We start from the raw sequence: 23,749 nt of genomic DNA on the forward strand, positions 1-23,749 counted from the left end.
CTGTAAAAAAGGCCGGCCCGTCATATGACGGGCCGGCCTTTTTTGTGCCCGCCTGTCCGTGCGGGGCACCCTGCACATTAATGGCTCTTTGGCACCTGTCAGATCTGACAGGTTACGAGATCTTCACTTGTTGGTAGCGTCTGTCCACGCACGTGCTTCGCGTGTGCAATGGATCCGACCATGGCTGATCAAGAGCTGAGCATCATCACCCCGTCCATCGCCAGCAGCGCCTCGATCACCACGATCGGCAAAAGCTGGGGGGCGGTTGGCGCCACTGGCGCGGCTTCATTTGAACTGCCACTGCCCCTGTCCGCCGGACGTGGCTGGGATCCACGGCTGTCACTGAGTTACAGCAATCAGGCCGGCAACGGGCCGTTTGGCATCGGCTGGAGCCTGGGCATTGCTCAGATCAGCCGTCGTACCGCAAAAGGGGTACCGCGTTATAGCGATCTCGATGAAATCATCGGTGACGATGGTGAGGTGTGGCTACCGGAACTCAACGATGACGGCACACTAAAGTCGCGCCTTGAAAATTCCTACAACGAAATTGAAATCGGCTATCACAACGTGGTGCGTTACTGGTCGCGGGTCGAACGTGACTTTGCGCTCCGCGAGCGCTGGCAACGTGCGACAAAAACGGCAGCCGAGCCACCCTTCTGGCTGATCCACGGCGCAGACGGCTCACTGCAGGTATACGGCAAGACCAGCGCGTCGCGCCGGGCTGACCCGGACGATGCACTACGCGTCGGCAGCTGGCTGCTGTGCGAAAGCATGAACCCGTATGGCGAGCACATCTGCTTCGACTACCTGGCCGATGATCAGGACGCCGACCCTATTCACGACTACCGCGCCCAGCGCTACGTGCGCGCAGTGTTCTATGGCAACGTCACTGCCAGCCAGCATTTGTATAGCTGGACCGTGGATGATCCGGCCGAACTGGATTGGCATTTCCATCTGCTGTTCGATTACGGCGAGCGCACCCGTTCACTGACAGAGGCTCCGGTGTACGGTAGCGACAGTCTGGAAGACTGGGATAAACGCCGGGATCCGTTCTCCACCTTCGGTCAGGGTTTCGAGCTGGGCACACGTCGTCTGTGCCGGCAAATCCTGATGTTCCACAACTTCTCGCGGCCTGTCGGTGAGGATCCGCTGTTAGTGCGGCGGCTGCTGCTGGAATACCCGTCGCCCTCTGATCCGTGGACTTACAACCGGATCACCGCCGCCCACTATCAGGCCTTCGATGCCAGCGGCGCGCTGGAGACGACACCGCCGGTGGAGTTTGATTACTCACCCTTCGAGATCAATAAAACCCCGTCACGGATGTTCGCCGAAGACACCATGCCGGGCCTTGAGGACGGACAGTTTTACCAGTGCGTCGATCTGTACGGCGAAGGTGTACCGGGATTTCTCTGCCGCTACGATCAATGCTGGTATTACCGCGAACCGCTGCGTGCAACGTCGGGGTCAGACGCCATCACCTACGCTTCCTGGACCGAGCTTGAGCAGATCCCGGTGGCCAGGCACGACGCCGCCCAGCAGTTCTTGCTCGACCTGACCGGTAACGGGCGGCTGGACTGGATCGCGGCCCTACCGGGCAGCAGCGGGTATCGCACGTTGAATGCTGACCGCAGCTGGGCGCCGTTCATCGCGTTTACCGGCATGCCGCTGGAATTTTTCAACACTCTTTCGCAGCTCGGCGACCTGATGGGTGACGGCCTCAACTCGCTGGCAATGATCGGTCCGCGCGCGGTGCGCTTGTATGCCAACCAACGGGAACAGGGTTTTTCCGGCGCCGAAGACGTGCCTCGCGAAGACGATGAGGACAGTTTGCCGCTGTTCGGCAACGCCCCCACAGAGCTGGTGTTTTTGGGCAACATGCTCGGCAGTGACATGAGCGAGCTGTGCCGGATCCGGTACAACGAAATCAAATGCTGGCCCAATCTGGGGCATGGCAAATTCGGCAAAGGTCGGGTCATCAGTGCCCTGCCCTTCCGGTATGACCAATTCAACGCAGAGCACATCCGGATCGCCGATATCGACGGCTCCGGCGCGCCGGCCTTGCTGTGCCTGAAACCTTCAGGCTTCGAGATCTATCTCAATCGTGGGGGCAATGGCCTGGAACAGACGCCTGTCTTCGTGCCGTGGCCGGAAGGCGTGAGCTACGACCGCCTGTGTCAGGTCAGTTTCGCCGACCTGCAAGGCCTGGGTTGTGCCAGCCTGATCCTGACGGTACCGCACATGACCCCCGAGCACTGGCGCTACGACTTTGTCGCGGCCAAGCCTTACTTGCTGACCGCTACCAACAACAATATGGGCTGCGCCACGCAGGTGGTCTATCGCAGCTCTGCACAGGAATGGCTGGATGAAAAACAGCAATGGCTTACCGATCATCCCGACGAAACGCCGGTGTGCCATCTACCGTTCGCGGTTCAAGTCGTCGCCCGGCAACGCCAGCTGGATGAAATAACCGGCAATTGCCTGACGCAATCATGCTTCTATCGCGAAGGCGTCTACGACAGCATCGAGCGTGAGTTTCGGGGTTTCGGTTACCGGGAACAGACCGACAGCGAAAGTGCCACGGGCGATGACGAGCTCGGCTTTACAGCACCGGTGCGCGTCTGTACCTGGTACCTGACCGGGCAGGCGATGGATCGGCCAAGACATGGCTACTTCGACGGTGACAGTGAGGCCGTTGACTTGCGACCAACCGTATTCAGCCGCTATCACGACAGTGATGAATGCGAGGAACCGGTCACGCCAGACGACGAAGACGTACGCTATAAAATCGCACGCGCGCTGGTCGGTGCCGTCGCCCGCATCGAAACCTGGACCGCCACTGACGAGCCAGCCAATGCACGGCTCTACGCCGTAGAAGAATTTCGTTACCTGGTGCGTGATGTCCGGCCCGCCAACCTGCGAGAGCCGGCAAGTGTGCTGCTGGTACGGACCCTGGAAAAAATCAGCTATCAGTACGATGGTTTCATTGACGACCCGTTGTGCCGTCATGAAGTCTTGCTCGCCAGCAGCGAATACGGCCACGCCACTCACACCCTGACCATCAGTTACGCGCGACGGCGCCTGCCCGGCGATCCTCCGCCTTTCAGCGACCCCGACGAACAACAGTGGTGGCGGGACGCGCATGACATGGCGCAGCGGTTTTTTTATCTCAACGAAACCCGCGCGCGTGCAATTGATCTGAACGACTGCCAACAATGGCGGCTGGGCCTGCCCTCACAACAGCGCAGCAATGCCCTGATGCTGCCCAAAGGTGATCTGCCGTCGGGCCTCAATCCGCAACAGATGACATGGGATTTACTCAAGGAGCATGTTCGCTCGCCCGAGTGGAATGCCCTGCGGGTGCTGACCGGGCAAACCGTGCAGCGCTATATCAACAAAGAGGACGGCAGTCTGCTGCCCGACGGCTCGGCGCAATTCGAAGCACTGAAAGGGCCGCTGGAAATGGCAAGCTTCGACAAGACGGCCCTCGCCGCCTACGACATTCTGCCGCCACCGTTCGATATCCTGCAGGAGCTGGCGAACATCGGTTACACACTGATGGCGCTGCTATTCGAAGACACGGCAGTAAACGCGGACGCAGAAAGCCTCTGGTCCGCGCATTACAACTACGCGAAGTACGCCGATGCCAAGGGTTTCTTCCGGGTACTTGAATACCGCGAAACCCTGAGCCACGGTTGGACCAAGGCGCAGTACGACGAGTACCACCTGCTGATCATCAGCGTCGAACTGCCGGATGGCTGCATCACCCGCTGCGAATACGACTACTGCGCCCTTGCGCCGTGGTGCATCATCGATGCCAACGAAAACATACAGGAAGCGCTTTACGAACCCTCGGGCCAACCGTTGGCGACCAGTTTCCACGGTACCGAAAATGGCATTGCCGCTGGCTTCCGCCCACTCAGCGAATACCTTCGCCCGGCAGATCCGCGCCCGGACGCGGCCATTGCCGACCCGCAAGCGGCCGTACAAAAAGCCGCCAGCACCTTGCGCAAGGATTTGTTCAGCTGGATGGGACAGCTGCCTGCGGCGGTCAGCGCAACGCCGCAGCTGCTTGAGCAATGGCTGGCCAGCGGCGATGTGTTGCCGAGCCTGCACATTCGCGCCAGCGCGCGACGGCGGCTGGCGCAATTGACGTCGCCGACTCCCGCCGAACAGGCCCTGCGCGAACTCATCAGCACGGTTGCACGCAAACCGGTGCACAGCGTGGCGCTGAGTGCCGACCGTTACCCGAATGATCCGATTGCGGCATTGGTGCAGATCATCATCAGCTACGTGGACGGCTTTGGCCGCGCGTTGCAAACCCTGCAACGGGTCGAGCCAGGAATCGCCTATGCGGTGGCTGCCGATGGGTCGCTGATCGTCGATCGCGGACAGCTGCGCGAGGAGCATGCCGAGTCGCGCTGGCGGGTCAGCGCGCGGGTCGAGTACAACAACAAAGGGCTCGCGGTGCGGCAGTTCCGGCCGTTTTTTGCCGACACTCATGGCTACGTCAATGATCAATCCCTGCGGCGGTACGGCTACTTCGATCAACTGTTCTATGACCCGCTCGGGCGTGTGGTCAAGTTGATCAATGCCAAGGGCTATTTTTCCCGCGAGACCTATCATCCGTGGTATCAGGCCAGCGAAGACTTCAACGACACTGATGAATCCGCAGAGCCGGAATCGACATCACCATGGACGCTGCACTGATGAGCGCCAACCTGCATCGGCGTACACCGTCGCTCGTCGTGATAGACAGTCGCAGCTTGCCACTGCGTCAGATTGCCTATCTGCGCGTGCTGGCCAATGAGGCTGCCGAGGCCTTGGTGACTCGCCAACAGCACGACATTGCCGGGCGTCTGGTGGCGCAGTTCGATCCACGCCTGAGCGGTCCGAGTACCACCCACGTTTACAATCTTAACGGCCAGCCACTCAAGGTCAGCAGCGTCGATGCCGGCTGGCGCCTGAGCCTGCCGGGGCTGGCCGGGCAAACCTTGCAGCGCTGGGACGCGCGCGGCGTGCACTGGAGCAGCCGCTACGATGAGCTGCTGCGCCTGGTGGCGATCAGCAACAGCGTCGACCCGCTCAGCGACACCTTCACCTATGCCGATGCCAGTGCCCCGCCCGATCACAACCAGCGCGGTCAATTAGTGGAACAGGTCGACCCGTCCGGCAGCCTGCACCTGGACAGCTACAGCCTGGCCGGGCAGCCACTGCGCGAAAGCCGCACCTTTGCCGACGCCCGGGTGTTTGTCAGCCAGCGCATTTTCAGCCCGTTGGGCGCGATGCTGGAGCAGACCGACGCCGGCGGCCACCGCCAGCAATCGCGCTACGACGTCGCCGGTCAGCTCAAGCAGTTGCAACTGCTGCTGGCCGGCGACCACGACTGGCAAGACGTGTTGCTCGACACGCACTTCAACGCCGTCGGACAAATCATCGAACAACAAACCGGCAATGGCATTGCCAGCTACTGGGACTACGAACCAACCACTGGGCGCCTGCAGCGGCAGTGGGCGCAAAAAGGTGCGCAGCCGCCCCTGCAGGACATCAGCTATGAGTACGATCCGGTCGGCAACCCGACACGCATCCTCGACCACGTGTTCACGCCCAGCCACTTCGCCAACCAGCGGGTCGACGGCGAACGTGCGTTCCATTACGACTCGCTGTATCGGCTGACCAGCGCCAGCGGTTACGACGACGCGGCCCCCAGCGACCTCCCCGGACGACCGCAGCCGAGCAACCCCAACGACCGGCGCAATTACCTGCAGACCTACCGCTACGATAACGGCGGCAACCTGACGCAACTGTGCCATGTGCGCGACGGCGCCTGTCAGACCCGCCAGATGCGTATCGACCCTGCAAGCAATCGCGGTGTGCGCTGGAAAGAAGGTGATCCCGCACCGGATTTCGATCAGCTATTCGACCGCCACGGCAACTTGATGGCCCTGCAACCGGGACAGGCACTGCGCTGGGACGCCCGCGATCAACTGGCCTCGGTGACCCTGGTCCAACGCGAAAACGGCCTGGATGACGCCGAGTTCTATCACTACAGCCAGGGTGCGCGCGTGTACAAACGCCATGACACCTACAGCGGTTCCCACCGGCATTTTCACGAGGTGCGCTACCTGCCCGGACTGGAGATCCGCAGCAAGGACAACGGAGAGCAATTGCACGTCATCAGCCTCGCCGCCGGCGCAGGCCATGTCAGTTGCCTGCATTGGCTCAGCGGCAAACCGCCGGGCATTGCCGACAACCAGTTGCGTTACACCCTCGATGATCACCTGGGCTCATGCGTGATGGAACTGGATCAGCAGGCACGCCTGATCAGTCACGAAGGCTATTACCCGTTCGGCGCGACCGCGTGGATGAGCGCCGACTCGGCTGTCGAGGTTGACTACAAGACACTGCGTTATTCAGGCAAGGAAATGGATGTCAGCGGTTTGTATTACTACGGTGCGCGGTATTACGCGCCATGGTTGCAACGCTGGGTCAGTGCGGATCCGGCGGGAGATGTCGATGGGCTGAATCTGTTTGAATTCGTGGGGAATAATCCGCTGCGCTATTTCGATGCGCAGGGGCACCAGCGAACCGCTTCCGAGTTATTAACAGTCGTGGAGGACTATGAGAATTTGCTCGCCACCGTCACAACCAAACTGGATAAATCGATCTATCAATTCAACCACTTGAACTCCGTCAAGGATATCTACCTCTCCAGTGGCAAGAAGGCTGCCCTGACCCTGCTCAACGTTATGGCCTCCTCCATCACAGCCGCCACAGCGTTTTCCGCCGGTGCGGCGGCAGGAACATTTCTGACGTTAAACCCGGTCACAGGCATCGCCATAGGTATAGGCACCGCAGCACTGGCCGCTGACATTACAGGCGCACAAATCGACAAACTCGGCGAGGACAACTCGTTTGGTTATGCACTTTTGCCCGATAGTGCAGATTACGACGTGGGTCGTCTGAACATGGAAGCCAAACCCAAAAGCTGGAAGTCGAGAATAAAATCCGTGTTCTCAAAATATGCCCCGGACAGCATCGACGGAAACAAGGAAATATTAATTGCAGGCACCATCGGAGCCGCTGATGTGTTAACGGGCGGCACTCATCTGGAAAAATTTCTGGCCTTCTTCCGTCTCAGTGTCGAAGTGACCGAAGCACTCAATGACTCACTGGGGCAACGCGACTTGGATCTGGTTGAACAAGGTATCGAACTGGTCGCCGACTACCTCAATTCCCGCAAGGAACTGTCGGATCAGGCACTGGAAGACCTGGAAGGTCTCGGTCGAGAAAACATAGCCACGGCACAGGGCACCCGCTACCGTCTCGCGCAGAGTGAAACCGCCGTGCTGGGCAAGATGAATCGTGTCCTTGAGTTACTGCCTAGAGTGTCTTCACACATGCAACAGAAAAGAGCGGCCTGAAATGAATCACTGCACGCAGGTGCGCGCATGAATCCTTCAGTGCATTGGCGTACGCCTGCTCTGTCGGCTCACGATCCCAGAGGGCTGCCGGTCAGAAACGTGGCTTACCTGCGAGCGGTGGCGGGCGCCGAAGTCGAATGCCAGATCAACCGTCAACGCCACGACTCCAACGGCCGCCTGATCGAACAATGGGACCCGCGCCTCCCCGTGCCTTGTCTGACCACTGTTTATCGGCTGAATGGCGAGGCGTTGAAAATCGTCAGCGTCGACGCCGGCTGGCGCGTAAACCTGCCCGGTCTGGCCGGTGAGGTGTTGCAACGCCACGACCAACGCGGCACGCAATGGCGCTATCACTACGACCCGATGATGCGGTTGATTGCCGTCGATGAAAACGCGCAAGTCGATGTCGAGCGCTACACCTATGCCGACCACAATGCCGACCCCGGGCATAACCTGCGCGGTGAACTGAGCGAAAGCGCCGACCCGGGCGCCACGGTGGTGGTCGACGGCTACAGCCTGCAGGGCAAGGCAGTGAGTGAAACCCGTACGCTGTCTGGCGAGACGGCGGCTTTCATCACTCGTACGGATTTCGACGCGCACGGCAATGTGGTGCAAGTCACCGACGCCGGTGGTCACCGGCAACGCTCGAGCTACGATGTCGCCGGCCAGTTACGTCAGGTATCGCTGTGGATAGCCGGGGCTGACGCGGCACAACCGGTGGTCGACGCTGCCACGTACAACGCCTCCGGCCAACTGCTCGAACAACGGGCCGGCAATGGTGTGCGCAGTCGCCGCGTGTACGATCCCGCTGACGGTCGCCTGCTGAATCAGCTGGCCTGCAAGGATCAGGAAAAACCGCTGCAGGACTTGCACTACACCTACGACCCGGTCGGCAATGTCCTGCGTATCGAGGATCGCACCCTGGCCACGGTGTATTTCGCCAATCAACGCGTCGATGGTGATCGTCATTTTGTCTACGACTCGCTCTATCGGCTGAGCGAAAGTCGCGGATTCGAAGGCCAGATCCCGCAACAGTCGCCAGGTTTGCCGCAACCGATCGAACCCATCGACCCAGGGCGGCGCTTCAACTACAGCGAGCAGTATCACTACGACGCGGGAAATAACCTGGTTGAACTGGTGCATGTGCGCAAAGGCCACAACTTCACGCAACAGATGAAAATCGCCGCCAACAGCAATCGGGGGCTGCGCTGCCAACCCGCTGATCCCGAACCGGTGTTCGGCGACTACTTTGACCGCCACGGCAACCAGCTGAAACTGCAGCACGGCGGCCTGCCACTGGAGTGGGACAGCTACGATCAACTGGCCCGCGTCACCCTGCTGCAACACAGCAACGGCCTGCCCGACGACGATGAAATCTATCGCTACAGCCAGGGTCAGCGCGTTTACAAATGCACGCGGAGGCATACGCCGTCGATCACCGATCGCCGCGAGGTACGTTACCTGCCAGGTCTGGAGATCCACAGCCGCAGCGACGGCCAGCAACTGCATGTCATCGTGCTGCCCGGCGCCCGTTGCCTGCATTGGCTAAGTGGCCGACCGCCCGGCATCGAAGCGGATCAACTGCGCTACAACCTTGATGACCATCTCGGCTCTTGCGCATTGGAGCTGGATCGGCAGGCTGACGTCATCAGTCTGGAGCATTACTACGCGTTTGGTGGAACAGCCTGGCTGGCGACTCGTTCGGCGCTGGAAGTCAGCTACAAAACCATCCGCTACTCAGGCCGGGAAATGGACAGCAGCGGCCTTTATTACTACGGCGCACGCTATTACGCAGCGTGGTTGCAACGCTGGGTCAGTGCTGATCCGGCGATGGATATCGACGGGCTGAATCTGTATGCCTTTGTCGCCAACAACCCGATTGGCCACATCGACACCGACGGCCAGAGCTGGGACAGTTTTCTCGAAACACCCGCTCAGCGCGATCAGAGAAAGGCACTGAGTGCAGCGAAAGAGCGGCGTTACCGGGACCGGGATAACCTGTCACAACAGGTCGAACGTCACCTGAACATTCTGGCGCTGTCACTGCGCCGGGGTCTGGATGCCCAGCAACAGGTACTCAATCAGCGCTCGACGGCACAATTTACCGGTGCCATCGTGCGCCGCACCGGTGTACATCTGACAGGACAGATAGTGTCTTACGGTGGCGGTATTCTGGTCGGCATGGGCGCCCAGGCGCTGGGCGCCGTCGCTCCCGGCGCGGGTAACGTCGTTGGGGTCGCGATGGGCATTGGCGCAAAGAAACTGATCAGTGGATTGTGGGATTACGCCGCCGAGCGCACCGGCGCCAGCGCCTCTGTCAAATTCAAGGCCAGCCGCCTGTCCAAGGAAAAAATTGTCGGGAAAGCCGAATATAAAACCATGGCACCGATCGATTACCTGCAGCAAAAGTACGCAAAAATGATCCCCGATACGCAGAAGGGTGTGCTCAAGGGCTCCAAGGAGGTGGCGTCCACGCTGATCAGTGTCGGTGCCAAGGAAATGTTGCCGCAAGCCGCCGCTGAAATCAGCGCCACGGCGAGTACTCTTTTGGGTGCAGTTGAAATAGCCCATGAAATCGCTGGAGCAAGTCATGAGCTCAGCGCTGAAAAAACGGCCAAGGGCATCGCCAATGTGAGTGGGCTGATCGATTATTTGTCCGCCAACATGAACGACATTGAAAACGCCTTCGAAGCCGGTGGCTTCAAGGCAATAAATACCTATGGGCTATTGGGCAGAAACGAAGGCGATACACCGCAAAATCTATGGCATGCCACGGCGGCCGTGATCAACGAGCTGGAATACACGCGCACTATGCTGCGTTCCAGATCCAGCCAATTCACATCTGTCTGATCTGCGCGCGCACAAATGAGAAGGACGGACGAGCACATGCTATCGTGCCCGCCCGTCCCTCTATCCATTAGCCCAGCATGCTGCCGACTTCCCGTACCCTGCGTTTGTCGTTGTACACCCTGCTGATCATTGCCGGCGCGGCCATCGCTGCGACCCTTGCCATCCGCCACGCCGAACGTCAGGCGCTGGAGGAAGACGCCACCCGCGCCAGCCAGCAATTGGCGCTGTATGCCAACTCGCTGCACACCCTGATCGACCGCTATCGCGCCCTGCCCGCCGTGCTGGCGCTGGACCCGCAATTGCGCAGCGCGCTGGCCGGGCCGGTGGGTGCTGAACAACAAAACGCGCTGAATCTGAAGCTGGAGCAGATCAACGGCGCGGCGCAGTCCTCGACCCTTGAACTGCTCGATCACACTGGCCTCGCGGTGGCCGCCAGCAACTGGCGCCTGCCGAGCAGTTACGTCGGCCACAACTACGGATTCCGGCCGTACTTCAGCCAGACCCGCACGCAGGGCAGCGGACGCTTTTATGCGGTGGGCGTGACCAGCGGCATTCCCGGTTATTTTCTTTCCAGCGCGGTGCTCGGCGACAATGCCGAGTTTCTTGGGGCGATGGTGGTCAAGCTGGAGTTTCCCGAACTTGAGCGCGAATGGAGCCAGGGCAGCGACACGCTGCTGGTCAGCGATGCACGCGGGATCATCTTCATCGCCAACCAAGCAGGCTGGCGCTATCGCTCGTTGCGGCCACTGGACAGCCGCGACATGGCCGAGATCAAGCGCACGCGGCAGTACGACAAACAATCGCTGATCCCGCTTACGCATTTGTCGCTGCGCCACTTCGACGACAACAGCGACCTGCGTCGGGTCGAAGGCCCGGACGGAACGGCGGACTACTTGTGGGAATCACTGCCGCTGGCCGCCGAAGGCTGGACCCTGCACTTGTTGCGCCGCCCGCAAGTGGCTTTCGAAGACTTGCGCAACGCCGGGCTGGCCGCCGCAGGAGTGTGGCTGGCGCTGGTGTTCCTGCTGTTGTTCCTCAATCAGCGCTGGCGCCTGTCGAAAGTCCGTCAGCGCAACCGCGAAGAACTCGAACAACTGGTCGAAGAACGCACCCGCGATCTGCGCACCGCGCAGGACGGTCTGGTGCAATCGGCCAAGCTCGCGGCACTGGGGCAGATGTCCGCCGCACTAGCCCACGAAATCAATCAGCCGCTGACCGCGCAACGCATGCAACTGGCGACCCTGCGCCTGCTGCTCGAACATGGCCGCGTCGATGATGCGTACAAGGCGCTCAAACCGGTGGACGACATGCTCACGCGCATGGCGTCGCTCACCGGCCACCTGAAAACCTTCGCCCGCAAAAGCCCCAGCGGCCTGCGCGAACGGCTGGATCTGGCGACCGTGGTTGACCAGTCGCTGCAACTGCTCGACGCGCGCCTGCGTGATGAACAGGTCAGTCTGGTGCTGCATCTGACGCGTCCGGCCTGGGTGCGTGGCGATGCGATCCGTCTCGAACAGGTGCTGATCAACCTGCTGCGCAACGCCCTCGATGCGATGCAGGGCAAACCGTGCAAGCGTCTGGAAATTCGCCTGGAGGTGGATGAACAATTGTGGCGCCTGAGCGTGATCGACAATGGCGGCGGAATTGCCGAACAGCACTTGAATCAGGTGTTCGACCCGTTCTTCACCACCAAACCGGTGGGTGACGGTCTGGGTCTCGGGCTGGCAGTATCCTTTGCCATCGTGCATGAATCCGGCGGGCGCCTGAGCGTGGAAAATGGCGAGGCGGGCGCGGTGTTCAGCCTGACCCTGCCGATCGATCTGGAGGCACACATCTGATGCTCAACTCGGTGATGGTGGTCGATGACGAAAGCAGCATTCGCAGCGCTGTGGAGCAGTGGCTGAGCCTGTCGGGGTTCGAGGTGCAGTTGTTCAGCCGCGCCGAAGATTGCCTGGCGGCACTGCCGGCACACTTCCCCGGGGTGATCCTCAGCGATGTGCGCATGCCCGGGCTCAGTGGTCTGCAGTTGTTGGCCGAAGTGCAGCGCCGTGACAGCGATTTGCCGGTGATACTGCTGACCGGTCACGGTGATGTGCCGATGGCGGTCGAAGCCATGCGGGACGGCGCCTACGATTTTCTGGAAAAACCGTTCAGCCCGGAAACCCTGCTTGGCAGCCTGCGCCGGGCGCTCGACAAGCGGCGCCTGGTATTGGAAAACCGTGCCCTGCACGAGCAGGCCGACCACCGCGCCCGCCTCGATGCGACGCTGCTCGGCGTGTCCCGTGGCATGCAGACTTTGCGTCGACAGGTGCTGGATCTGGCGGCGCTGCCGGTCAACGTGTTGATCCGCGGTGAAACCGGCAGCGGCAAGGAACTGATCGCCCGCTGCCTGCATGATTTCGGCCCGCGCGCCGCCAAGCCCTTCGTGGCGCTGAACTGTGCGGCGATTCCCGAGCAGTTGTTCGAAGCCGAGTTGTTCGGTCATGAAAGTGGCGCGTTCACCGGCGCGTCCGGCAAGCGCATCGGCAAACTGGAATACGCCGACGGCGGCACGCTGTTTCTCGATGAGATCGAAAGCATGCCGCTGGCTCAGCAGGTGAAATTGCTGCGGGTGTTGCAGGAACAGAAGCTGGAGCGGCTGGGTTCGAACCAGAGCATTCGCGTCGATCTGCGGATCGTCGCCGCGACCAAACCTGATCTGCTGGATGAGGCCCGGGCCGGACGTTTTCGCGAAGACCTGGCGTATCGCCTGAACGTCGCCGAGCTGCGCCTGCCACCGCTGCGCGATCGCCGCGAGGACATTCCGCTGCTGTTCGAGTCGTTCGCCTTCAGCGCCGCCCAGCGCCTGGGTCGCAGCTTTCCACCGTTGAGCGGAGCGCAATTGAGCCACCTGCTCAGCCACGACTGGCCGGGCAACGTGCGCGAACTGGCGAACGTCGCCGAGCGCCAGGTGCTGGGGCTGGATGAGCCGGTGCAGGGCATCGATCCGGGCCAATCGCTCGCGGCGCAGCAGGAAGCCTTTGAAGCGCAGTGCCTGCGTGCGGCGCTGACCCGGCACAAGGGCGATGTGAAAGCGGTGCTGGAAGAGTTGCAAGTGCCGCGCCGAACCTTCAATGAAAAGCTGCAGCGGCATGGGTTGAGTCGGGAGATGTTTGTTCCGGGCAGCTGAATTTTGCAGTGATTGATCGGGCCTCTTCGCGAGCAAGCCCGCTCCCACAGTGGTCGGTGGTGTTCACACATTCTGTGTTCAGCACGAAACCCTGTGGGAGCGGGCTTGCCCGCGAAGAGGCCCGCACAGGCAGCATTTATCCATCAGCCCGAATGAGCAATTTTCCGCTCACCAGAATCCAGATATAAGCGGATTTCCGCTCATAAAATCCTGCCACCCCCTCTAAACCGCCCCTCCCCCCGTTGGCACAGCTCCTGCTATAGCCCAGGCAGGCTGCGTTCCAACGCGCTCCACAAAAACAATTAAACGAAGGATCCTTCAATGGATAACTCCAACGCCCTGCCCCTTGGGTCGGCTGCCGCGCCCGCCAAAGAAAGAACCACCGCCAGCCGGATCAAATCGATCTTCAGCGGCTCGGTCGGCAACATGGTCGAGTGGTACGACTGGTACGTCTACGCCGCTTTCTCGCTGTACTTCGCCAAGACCTTCTTCCCCGCCGGTTCCACCACCGCGCAACTGATGAACACCGCCGCGATCTTCGCCGTGGGCTTCCTGATGCGTCCGATCGGTGGCTGGCTGATGGGCCTGTACGCCGACAAGGTCGGTCGCAAGAAAGCCTTGATGGCCTCGGTCTACCTGATGTGTTTCGGCTCCTTGCTGATCGCTCTTAGCCCCAACTACGAAACCATCGGCATCGGCGCGCCGATCCTGCTGGTCTTCGCGCGCTTGCTGCAGGGTCTGTCGGTCGGTGGCGAGTACGGCACCTCGGCCACCTACCTGTCGGAGATGGCGACCAGGGAGCGTCGCGGTTTCTTCTCCAGCTTCCAGTACGTGACCCTGATCTCCGGCCAGCTCATCGCGCTGGGCGTGCTGATCGTGCTGCAGAACATGCTGACCACTGAACAGCTGTACGCGTGGGGCTGGCGTATTCCGTTCGCCATCGGCGCACTGTGCGCGATCGTTGCGCTGTACCTGCGTCGCGGCATGGAAGAAACCGAGTCGTTCACCAAGAAAGAGAAGTCCAAGGAAAGCGCGATGCGCACCTTGATGCGCCACCCGAAAGAACTGCTGACCGTGGTCGGCCTGACCATGGGCGGTACGCTGGCGTTCTACACCTACACCACTTACATGCAGAAATATCTGGTGAACACCGTCGGCATGAGCATCTCCGACTCGACCACCATTTCCGCCGCCACGCTGTTCCTGTTCATGTGCCTGCAGCCGATCATCGGTGGCCTGTCGGACAAGATCGGTCGGCGTCCGATCCTGATCGCCTTCGGTGTGCTCGGGACGATCTTCACCGTGCCGATCCTGATGACCCTGCACACCATCCAGACCTGGTGGGGCGCGTTCTTCCTGATCATGGCGGCACTGATCATCGTCAGCGGCTACACCTCGATCAACGCCGTGGTGAAAGCCGAGCTGTTCCCGACCGAAATCCGCGCGCTGGGCGTCGGCCTGCCGTACGCACTGACCGTGTCGATCTTCGGCGGCACCGCCGAATACATCGCGCTTTGGTTCAAGAGCATCGGCATGGAAACCGGTTACTACTGGTACGTGACCGCGTGCATCGCGGTGTCGCTGCTGGTGTACATCACCATGAAAGACACGCAGAAACATTCGCGGATCGTGACTGACTGATCGGATTTCCACAGCCACTGCAACGGTGGCTGTAGGGGCCCCTTCTCGAACAAGCCAGCTCCCACAGTGGAATGCACTCCTCTGTGGGAGCTGGCTTGTTCGCGAGAGGCGCACCCTGGTTCCAGATCTATCAGGACAACTCGGCAGCCCCACTTGCCAACCGCAAGTATGAAAAATCCCTCACCGTCGGGTAACAACGATTAATCGCTGATTAATGCTGCCCCCTCATTCTGCAATCACCTGATCGATGACCTGCGACGCTCGCTCCGAAGACGAAAGCGTTTTCAACGCGCCGCCCTTAATATCAATTTAATCGATTGTTTTTAGCATTAATTTGCGCTTTTTAATCAACTTATTTGGCGTAGCATTAAACCCATGCAAGACACACCCACCAACGAATCTGGAGTAAAGAACATGAAAACCAAACTGATCCTCGCCCTGACCCTGTCCGTACTGGCCGCCAACACCTTCGCTGCCGATGGCTCGGACAGAACCAAATCCGCCGACTTCATCAACGGCGCCAGCGCTGCCATCGAAACCAGCCATTCGGGTACTTACGCCGCTGACGGTTTCGATAAAACCAACCTCGGCAAAACCGTCGCCGCCGATGGCTTCGACAAGACCGGTACTGCCAATGCCATCGCCGCTGACGGCTTCGATAAAACCGGTACCGCTGCCGCCATCAGCTGATCATCGGCAGTCTCCCCACAGCCCGGCTTCGGCCGGGCTTAGTCATTTCTGGGGCATGACAAATATCCCCTGTGGGAGCGGGCTTGCTCGCGAAAGCGCTGGGTCAGTCAACCACGGTGGCAACTGAAAGATTGCATTCGCGAGCAAGCCCGCTCCCACAAAGGGGATTGCATCAACTGGAATATCTTTGTGTGACTGGAAAATGCTGTTTCAGACTTGCACTATTAGCCGTCTACGAACGCCCTCCAGGAACCCCAGCCATGTCCGATGACATCCACTTCTACGAACCCGCCAACGGCCACGGCCTGCCTCACGATCCGTTCAACGCCATCGTCGGCCCGCGCCCTATCGGCTGGATTTCTTCGCAGGATGCCCACGGCCGGCTGAACCTTGCGCCTTACAGCTTCTTCAACGCGTTCAACTACATTCCGCCGATCATTGGTTTTTCCAGCGTCGGACGCAAAGACAGCCTGAACAACATCGAGCAGACCGGCGAGTTCGTCTGGAACCTCGCCACCCGGCCGCTGGCCGAGCAGATGAACCAGAGCTGCGCGATGGTCGCGCCTGAGGTCAACGAGTTTGAACTGGCGGGGCTGACGCCCGTGGCGTCGAAGGTGATTGCGGTGCCACGGGTGGCCGAAAGCCCGGTGTCCTTCGAGTGCAAGGTCACGCAGATCATTCAGTTGCAGCGCGCCGATGGCGAAACCGTGCCGAGCTGGCTGATTCTCGGCGAAGTGGTCGCTGTGCATATCGCCAAGTGGCTGTTGAAGGACGGGATCTACGACACCGCCGCGGCAGAACCGATTCTGCGCGGCGGCGGGCCGGCGGATTATTTCCAGTTGGGGCCAGAGGCCTTGTTCAAGATGTGGCGCCCGGGTGCGGGCAAGTAAGCACAGTTACCAGATCAGCTCGGCGTCATCAGTGACGCCCTGCAGACGTTCCAGCTCCTGGGTCGCCGCGTCATCGGCCGCGATGGCGCCGGGGAACACCTGATCACCCAGCAGTTTGTGGAAGCGTGGCGCACCGCCATCGACCAGGGCCTTGACCGCGATTGCCGCGTGGTAACCCTTGTTGCCGCCCAGCTCGACGGGGACGACTGCGGAGACTGCTTCGAAGTGTTCGAACTCTTTACGTGCCATGGCACACATCCTGGCTCAGATGAATAAGCCGGACATTAAACCCTCAACCGGCGAGTTTGTGTATCGGTGCCGGGCATTGTCCGAGCGCCTGCGCCGCCGACACCTCTTTGAAGGTGTGGAAATCCAGGCTGTTGACCACCAGGTCCTGAACCAACTCGGCAAAGATCTGCATCGACGGGCTGTTGAAATACGCGGTCATCGCCTGTTGATGGCTCCAAAACCCGGAGACCAGCCACAGGTCCGGATCGCATTGCGAATGCTGCAAGGCGAAGTTCAGGCAACCGGGGGCGTTGCGTGACGGTTCGATCAAGGCACTGAGGCGTACACCCAGTTCGGCGGAGCGTCCGGCGCGCGCTCGAACGAAGGCCATATGACTGACGGGAATCTGCTTGGACATGTTCAACCCTCCCAGGGAGTCGCGTGGCAGCCGGGGACGGGCTGCGACAGGATCAAAGGTTAAGGGCCAGGCGCAAGATGCCGTTAGTCGATTCCTGCCGGCCTGTTGCACAATCCTGCGAGACTGCGCACAGGGCTTGTAACAACCTGCAAAACAGCGTCACGCGGTTGTCATGCGGCGTATCAAGCAAGTTTTCCGCCCTGTCTCCTGCTATGGCTGGTCACGCCGGCAAACCAATGCAGAATCAGGCAAGCATTTGACAGGATGTGTCTACCGCTGGCGCTTGCACAAACATATGCTCTGCTCCATTCCAGATTCCTTGCCGAGGATGCCGTGCATGACGTCATTCGATCGTTTTCAGTCTCCGCCCGATGCCGACATGGAAAAACAGCGCGCAGAACTCGCGGCGATCATCCGCCGCAACACCACGGACGACGGCAGTTACCAGACCGCCATCGGCTCGCTGTTCATGTCGCGCCATACCCAGTCCCACGACTTCGCCCCGGTACTCGCGCAACCGGCGCTGTGCATCATGGCCCAGGGCCGCAAAGAGGTACGACTGGCGGATGAGTTCTTCAATTACGACCCGCTGAATTACCTGGTGGTCTCGGTCTCGATGCCGCTCAGCGGGCGGGTGGTGAATGTCTCGCCCGAGGAGCCGATCCTCGCCGTGCGCCTGGACATCGACCCGGCGGAAATCACTGCACTGATCGCCGACGCCGGCCCCATGGGCGTGCCGACCCGGCCGACCGGGCGCGGCCTGTATGTGGAAAAGATCGACAGCGCGATGCTCGACGCGGTGTTGCGTCTGGCGCGACTGCTGGATGCGCCGAAAGACATCGCCATGCTCGCGCCACTGATTCGCCGGGAGATTCTCTATCGCCTGCTGCGCAGTCCGCAGGGTCACCGTTTGTATGAAATCGCGATTGCCAACAGCCAGAGCCACCGCATCAGCCAGGCGATCAAATGGCTCAACGGCAACTTCGAACAGCCGCTGCGCATCGATGATCTGGCGAAAGAAGTGAACCTCAGCGTCTCGACCTTGCATCACCGTTTCAAGGCGATGACCGCGATGAGTCCGCTGCAGTACCAGAAGCAGCTGCGCCTGCAAGAGGCGCGACGCCTGATGCTGGCCGAAGGGCTGGAAGCGTCGGCAGCGGGCTATCGCGTGGGATACGAAAGCCCGTCGCAGTTCAGCCGCGAGTACAGCCGCTTGTTTGGCGCGCCGCCGTTAAGGGATCTGGCGCGGTTGCGGCAGTCGGTCTGATCCGCCTATTGCGCTGTATCGACTGACGTTTTCGCGAGCAAGCCCGCCCCCACAGGGGATTAGTGTTGATCACACATCCAATGTGGGAGCGAGCTTGCTCGCGAAGAGGCCGGAATGCTCAGCAAAAAATCCGGACCAGATCGGCAACAGCCGACATGCCGTTCAGAGCGCCCGGATCACGTGCTTGATTTCCTGAAACGCGGCCAGGCCCCACGGCCCCAATTCGCGGCCGATGCTGCTCTGCTTGTAGCCGCCCCACGCCGTCTGCGGGAAGATCACTTGCGGCGCGTTGAGCCACACCAGCCCCGCCTGCAGGGCGTTTGCGACGCGGTCGGCAGTCTCGGCATTACGCGTCACCACACTGGCGACCAGCCCGAACTGGCTGTCGTTGGCCAGGGCAATCGCCTCGGCTTCGCTGCTGAAACGGCGCACGCAGAGCACCGGGCCAAAGATCTCTTCACACCACAACGCACTGTCGAGGGGCACGTCGGTGAACACCGTCGGCTGCAAAAAATAGCCGCGCGGCAGATCCGCCGGACGATTACCGCCGCACACCAGCTTCGCCCCGGCACTTAAACCACGGTCGATGTGGCCGAGCACGCGCTGGTATTGCGCCTGATTGACCAGTGCGCCCATCTCCACGTCCGAGTCAAAAGGGTCAGCCACGCGAATCGCTTGCGCGCGCTTTTGCAGACGTTCAAGAAACTCATCGGCCAGCTCATCGGCAACCAGCACGCGACTGGTGGCCGAGCACATCTGCCCGGCATTGAAGAAACCGCCGCCGCAAGCCAGTTCCACCGCCAGTTCCAGATCGGCATCTTCGAGCACCAGCAACGAGGATTTGCCCCCCAGTTCCAGGCTCACGCCCTTCACCGTTTCCGCAGCGCGCTGCATCACCTGCACGCCGACGGCGTTGCTGCCAGTGAAGGAAATCTTCGCAATGCGCGGATCCGCCGACAGCGGCGCACCGACCGCCAGACCCGTGCCGCACACCAGGTTGAACACGCCGTTGGGCAGACCGGACTCAGCGATGATCGCCGCCAGTTCCAGCTCCGGCAGCGGCGTGACTTCCGACGGTTTGAGCACCACGCAGCAACCGGCGGCCAGCGCCGGCGCGAGTTTCCACGCGGTGGTGACCATCGGGAAATTCCACGGCACGATCAGCCCGACCACGCCGCACGGCTCTCGGCGCAGACGTGCGCTGAAGTCATCACTGGGCAGCGCCACATTGCTGTCGAGTTGTGCGTCGAGACCTTCGGCCAATTCGGCGTAGTACTCGAACGTGGCGATCACATCATCGACGTCGATCGCCGCTTCGAATTGCGGTTTGCCGTTGTTGCTCGACTGCAACTTCATCAGATGATCGCGACCGTCGCGCACGCCGTTGGCGATGTTGCGCAGAATCGCAGCGCGTTCGGCACCGCTGGTTTTCGACCAGCGCTTGAATGCTTCAGTGGCGGCGCTGACGGCCAGATCGACCGCGCTTTCGTCGCCGCCATTGACCGTGGTCAGCAGCGCTTCGGTCGCCGGGTTGATCACCCGCAGGTGTTCGCGTCCGGCCGACCATTGGCCGTTGATGTACAGGCCATCGAGTGTGGTGGGGAAATTGATCATTGGGCCACCGCCTGCGTCCATTGGGTCTGGTCGATTTCGATCAGGGTCGGGCCCTGACGATCGGTGGCGGCGCGCAGCGCGCCACGCAATTGTTCGACCGAGCTGATCGCTTCGGCGGCGCAGCCCAGGGCCTTGGCCACGCCGATGAAATCCGGGGTGTAGATGTCGACGCCGACCGGTTCGATGGCGCGGTTGACCATGTACTTCTTGATCTCTTCGTAGCCCTGGTTATTCCACAGCAGGATGATCACCGGCGTGCGCGCTTCAACCGCGCTGGCCAGTTCCGGCAGGGTGAACTGCAAGCCACCGTCGCCGATCAGGCACACCACGGGCGGACGAGCACCGCCCTTGACGCTACCGCCCAGCCACGCGCCAATGGCTGCCGGCAAGGCGTAACCGAGGGTGCCGTAACCGGTGGACGAGTTGAACCAGCGTCGTGGTCGTTCCGGGTTGAACGTGAGGTTGCCGGTGTACACCGGTTGTGTGGAGTCGCCGACGAATACTGCGTCTGGCAACTCGTGCAGCACGGTTTCGAGGAAGCGCGTCTGGGCCAGGGTTGGCGCATCCCAGGTCGCGGCCAGCTCATCACGCAGACGTGCGGCCCGCACCTGGCCCCAATCGTTGCAACGCTCAGCCAACGGCTGCTGCGACAACGCGCTGAGCAGCGCTTGCGCGGCGTTGCGCGAGTCGGCAACCAACGCCACGTGCGGCGGATAGTTGCGCACGGTCTGATCGGCGTCGATGTCGATACGCAGCAACTTGCCGGGAATCTCGAAGCCGCCGGCGAAGGTCACGTCGTAATCGGTTTCGGCCAGTTCGGTGCCGATCGCCAGCACCACGTCGGCATCGGCCACCAGTGCGCGAGTGGCAACCAGGCTGTGTGTCGAGCCGATCAACAACGGATGGCTGGAGGGCAGCATGCCTTTGGCGTTAATGGTCAGCGCCACCGGGGCGTCGAGCAATTCGGCCAGCTCGGTGAGTTCGGCAGCGGCATCGATGGCGCCGCCACCGGCGAGAATCAGCGGACGCTGAGCGCCGGCCAGCAACTCGGTCATGCACTGTACGGCAGCTGGTGCAGCCCCGGCGCGGTCGATATGCACCGGAATGCTGGCGAGCAGCTCATCGGCTTCTTCCACCAGCACGTCCAGCGGAATCTCGATGTGCACCGGACGCGGGCGCCCGGCCTGAAACAGTGCGAAAGCACGGGCCAGCACGCCGGGCAATTCCGCCGCCGACATCAGGGTGTGAGAGAACGCCGCGACGCCGCCGACCAGCGCACTCTGATTCGGCAACTCGTGGAGCTTGCCGCGACCGCCGCCTAACTGGCTGCGGGTCTGAACGCTGGAGATCACCAGCATCGGGATCGAGTCGGCGTAGGCCTGGCCCATCGCGGTGGTGATGTTGGTCATGCCCGGGCCGGTAATGATGAAGCACACCCCCGGTTTGCCGCTGGTGCGCGCATAGCCGTCGGCCATGAAACCGGCGCCCTGTTCATGCCGTGGAGTGACGTGGTTGATGCTCGAACGGGCCAGCCCGCGATACAGCTCCACGGTGTGCACTCCGGGAATGCCGAACACCTGCTCGACCCCGTAATCCTCGAGTAACTTGACCAGTACTTCGCCACACGTCGCCATGTCGATTGCCCTTTTTGTTCGTTTGAGACACCGAGTCCCTGGTCGGAGCGGGCTTGCTCGCGAAGGCGGTGTGTCAGCCAACATCAATGGGGATGACACACCGCATTCGCGAGCAAGCCCGCTCCCACAAGAGTCCGTGGAATGAGCTCATTGAACGGGCGGCAGGTAGCGGCAACAATCGATTAAAAGTCATACTAGCCATGTCCTCACGTCATAGCTTGGTTCCCCATGAAACGACTGCCTCCCCTGCCCGCCCTGCACACGTTTCTGATCACCGCGCAGTGCTGCAACTTCACCCGGGCGGCCGAGCAGTTGCACATCACTCAGGGCGCCGTGAGCCGGCAGATCGCCGGGCTGGAGGATCATCTGGGGTATGAGCTATTCATCCGTCTGGCCCGAGGCCTGGAACTGACCGCCGAAGGACGCGACTGGCTGCCACGGGTGGAAAAGATCTTCGGTTTGATCAGCGAAGCCACCGAGCAGATCGGGCGCAAGCGGCAAACCCTGCAACTCAAGGCCCCCAGCTGCGTGATGCGCTGGCTGGTGCCGCGCCTGCTGCAATGGCAAAAGGAACGCCCGGACGTGCCGGTCAAACTGACCACCACGCTGGCCCATGGCGTCGACTTCCAGCGCGAGCAATTCGATGCGGCGGTGATCTACGGCACGCCGCCGGACAACTCCTCGACTGCCCTGCACCTGTTTGATGAACAACTGACACCGGTCTGCTCGCCAGCATTATTGAAAGGCCCGCCGGCGCTGAGCGAACCGGCCGACCTGCAACAGCATCTGCTGCTGCATCCGACCCGCGACACGCAGGACTGGACCGTGTGGCTGACCGCCGCCGAATTGCAGTTGAGCAACGTCAACAACGGGCAGCATTTCGAGACGCTGGATCAGGCAATGTCGATGGCGTCGCATGGGACGGGGGTGGCGATTGGCGACTGGTCGCTGATCGGCGACGACCTGCGCGCCGGACGGCTGGTGATGCCGTTTGATCTGAAGGTGAAGACGGGGCTGGGGTACTACGTGGTGATGCCGCAGGGCGGGGAAGCGTCGCCGCAGCTGGAGGAATTGATGATCTGGCTGGTGGAACAGGCGCATACCCGCTGAAACACCACATTCCCCTGTAGGAGTGAGCCTGCTCGCGATGACGGTGGGTCAGTGACATTTACTTCGACTGACACACTGCTATCGCGAGCAGGCTCACTCCTACAATTGGAACGTGGGGAGCATCAGTAGCCGACGGTAAACCGCTGACGCGAATGCTTCGGCGTTTCCACTTCGTCAATCAGCGCAATCGCATAATCGGCGAAGGTGATCCAGCTGCGACCTTCAGCACTGAACAGTAAATGATCCTTGCCAACGCGGAAGGTGCCGGTGCGCTCACCTTCGACAAACTCTGCCGATGGCGAGAGGAAGGTCCAGTCCAGTTCCTGCTCCGAACGCAAGGCATCGAGAAACGCCGCGCCAGCACTGGCCTCGGTTTTGTACTCGGCGGGGAAACCCGCACTGTCGATCACTAGGCTGTCGTCCGGCAGCAACAGCGAACCGGCACCGCCGACCACCAGCAGACGCTTCACACCCGCCTGCTTCACCGGGCCGACCACGGCACTGGCCGGTACCGTGGCGAAGTGCGCGGCGCTGATCACCACGTCGTGACCGGCCACTGCCGCTTGCAGCGCCGCCGAATCCAGCACATCGACATTCTTGCTGACTACACCGGCACGCGCGCCGATCTTCGAGGTGTCGCGGGCGATGGCGGTGACGCTATGCCCGCGACGCAGGGCTTCTTCCAGCAGTTGGCTACCGGCACGGCCGGTGGCACCAATGATTGCGATCTTGCTCATGACATTCTCCAGTTGGCTTGAGAGTTTCAACGACGGCATAAATCTAATCTTGAAGCGGTATTCCCTGTGGCGAGGAAGCT

15 protein-coding genes are annotated in these 23,749 nt (G+C 61.1%); 10 read left to right on the top strand and 5 right to left on the bottom strand.

From position 1 onward, the window contains the following. Positions 1-180 precede the first annotated feature (180 nt). The 8 genes from AC1RBR_RS21085 (at position 181) to AC1RBR_RS21120 (ending at position 16,661) form a co-directional block, all read left to right on the top strand. Complete coding sequence (locus AC1RBR_RS21085) at positions 181-4,707, top strand: SpvB/TcaC N-terminal domain-containing protein (protein ID WP_492566443.1); 4,527 nt, start codon at positions 181-183, stop codon at positions 4,705-4,707. After that, a complete protein-coding gene (locus AC1RBR_RS21090; RefSeq protein WP_492566445.1) occupies positions 4,692-7,421 on the top strand; it encodes an RHS repeat domain-containing protein in 2,730 nt (909 codons plus the stop codon). Before AC1RBR_RS21085 ends, AC1RBR_RS21090 begins: the two co-directional genes overlap by 16 nt. 27 nt (positions 7,422-7,448) lie before the next feature. Next, positions 7,449-10,271 (top strand): RHS repeat domain-containing protein, encoded by a 2,823-nt coding sequence (locus tag AC1RBR_RS21095; RefSeq protein WP_492566447.1) that lies wholly within the window; start codon positions 7,449-7,451, stop codon positions 10,269-10,271. Positions 10,272-10,348: 77 nt separating this feature from the next. Beyond that, on the top strand, positions 10,349-12,109 hold the full coding sequence (locus tag AC1RBR_RS21100; RefSeq protein ID WP_492566449.1) for an ATP-binding protein: 1,761 nt from the start codon (positions 10,349-10,351) through the stop codon (positions 12,107-12,109). After that, positions 12,109-13,440, top strand: a complete 1,332-nt coding sequence (locus tag AC1RBR_RS21105) for a sigma-54-dependent transcriptional regulator (protein WP_492566450.1) — start codon at positions 12,109-12,111, stop codon at positions 13,438-13,440. Before AC1RBR_RS21100 ends, AC1RBR_RS21105 begins: the two co-directional genes overlap by 1 nt. A gap of 321 nt (positions 13,441-13,761) precedes the next feature. Further along, positions 13,762-15,081, top strand: a complete 1,320-nt coding sequence (locus AC1RBR_RS21110; protein ID WP_007965880.1) for an MFS transporter — start codon at positions 13,762-13,764, stop codon at positions 15,079-15,081. Positions 15,082-15,495: 414 nt separating this feature from the next. Next, on the top strand, positions 15,496-15,771 hold the full coding sequence (locus AC1RBR_RS21115; RefSeq protein ID WP_095136995.1) for a hypothetical protein: 276 nt from the start codon (positions 15,496-15,498) through the stop codon (positions 15,769-15,771). A 260-nt stretch (positions 15,772-16,031) separates the two neighbouring features. Then, positions 16,032-16,661, top strand: a complete 630-nt coding sequence (locus tag AC1RBR_RS21120) for a flavin reductase family protein (protein ID WP_095136994.1) — start codon at positions 16,032-16,034, stop codon at positions 16,659-16,661. Between the two features lie 6 nt (positions 16,662-16,667). Here AC1RBR_RS21120 and AC1RBR_RS21125 read toward each other — a convergent pair whose 3' ends face one another. Further along, positions 16,668-16,910: a hypothetical protein gene (locus tag AC1RBR_RS21125; RefSeq protein WP_047296118.1), complete on the bottom strand. Its 243-nt coding sequence runs from the start codon at positions 16,908-16,910 to the stop codon at positions 16,668-16,670. Between the two features lie 43 nt (positions 16,911-16,953). After that, positions 16,954-17,307 carry an antibiotic biosynthesis monooxygenase family protein gene (locus AC1RBR_RS21130; protein ID WP_095136993.1) on the bottom strand — a complete coding sequence of 118 codons (354 nt, stop codon included), beginning with the start codon at positions 17,305-17,307 and terminating at the stop codon, positions 16,954-16,956. A gap of 337 nt (positions 17,308-17,644) precedes the next feature. On the opposite strand from AC1RBR_RS21130, the gene AC1RBR_RS21135 reads away from it, so the two are divergent. After that, positions 17,645-18,574: an AraC family transcriptional regulator gene (locus AC1RBR_RS21135; RefSeq protein WP_108183644.1), complete on the top strand. Its 930-nt coding sequence runs from the start codon at positions 17,645-17,647 to the stop codon at positions 18,572-18,574. A 162-nt stretch (positions 18,575-18,736) separates the two neighbouring features. Here AC1RBR_RS21135 and AC1RBR_RS21140 read toward each other — a convergent pair whose 3' ends face one another. After that, complete coding sequence (locus AC1RBR_RS21140; protein ID WP_492566453.1) at positions 18,737-20,188, bottom strand: aldehyde dehydrogenase family protein; 1,452 nt, start codon at positions 20,186-20,188, stop codon at positions 18,737-18,739. Next, the gene (locus AC1RBR_RS21145; RefSeq protein WP_492566455.1) at positions 20,185-21,822 is read right to left on the bottom strand and encodes a 5-guanidino-2-oxopentanoate decarboxylase; all 1,638 of its coding nucleotides are present in this window, start codon (positions 21,820-21,822) and stop codon (positions 20,185-20,187) included. Before AC1RBR_RS21145 ends, AC1RBR_RS21140 begins: the two co-directional genes overlap by 4 nt. A 228-nt stretch (positions 21,823-22,050) precedes the next feature. Here AC1RBR_RS21145 and AC1RBR_RS21150 point away from each other — a divergent pair, with 228 nt between their 5' ends. Next, positions 22,051-22,932: a LysR substrate-binding domain-containing protein gene (locus AC1RBR_RS21150; protein ID WP_492566457.1), complete on the top strand. Its 882-nt coding sequence runs from the start codon at positions 22,051-22,053 to the stop codon at positions 22,930-22,932. A 122-nt stretch (positions 22,933-23,054) separates the two neighbouring features. Here the strand turns inward: AC1RBR_RS21150 and AC1RBR_RS21155 are convergent, their stop codons facing one another. After that, positions 23,055-23,669 (bottom strand): NAD(P)-dependent oxidoreductase, encoded by a 615-nt coding sequence (locus tag AC1RBR_RS21155; protein ID WP_492566459.1) that lies wholly within the window; start codon positions 23,667-23,669, stop codon positions 23,055-23,057. Between the last annotated feature and the right edge of the window lie 80 nt (positions 23,670-23,749).

The organism is Pseudomonas sp. GW823-FHT01D03 (assembly GCF_058798255.1).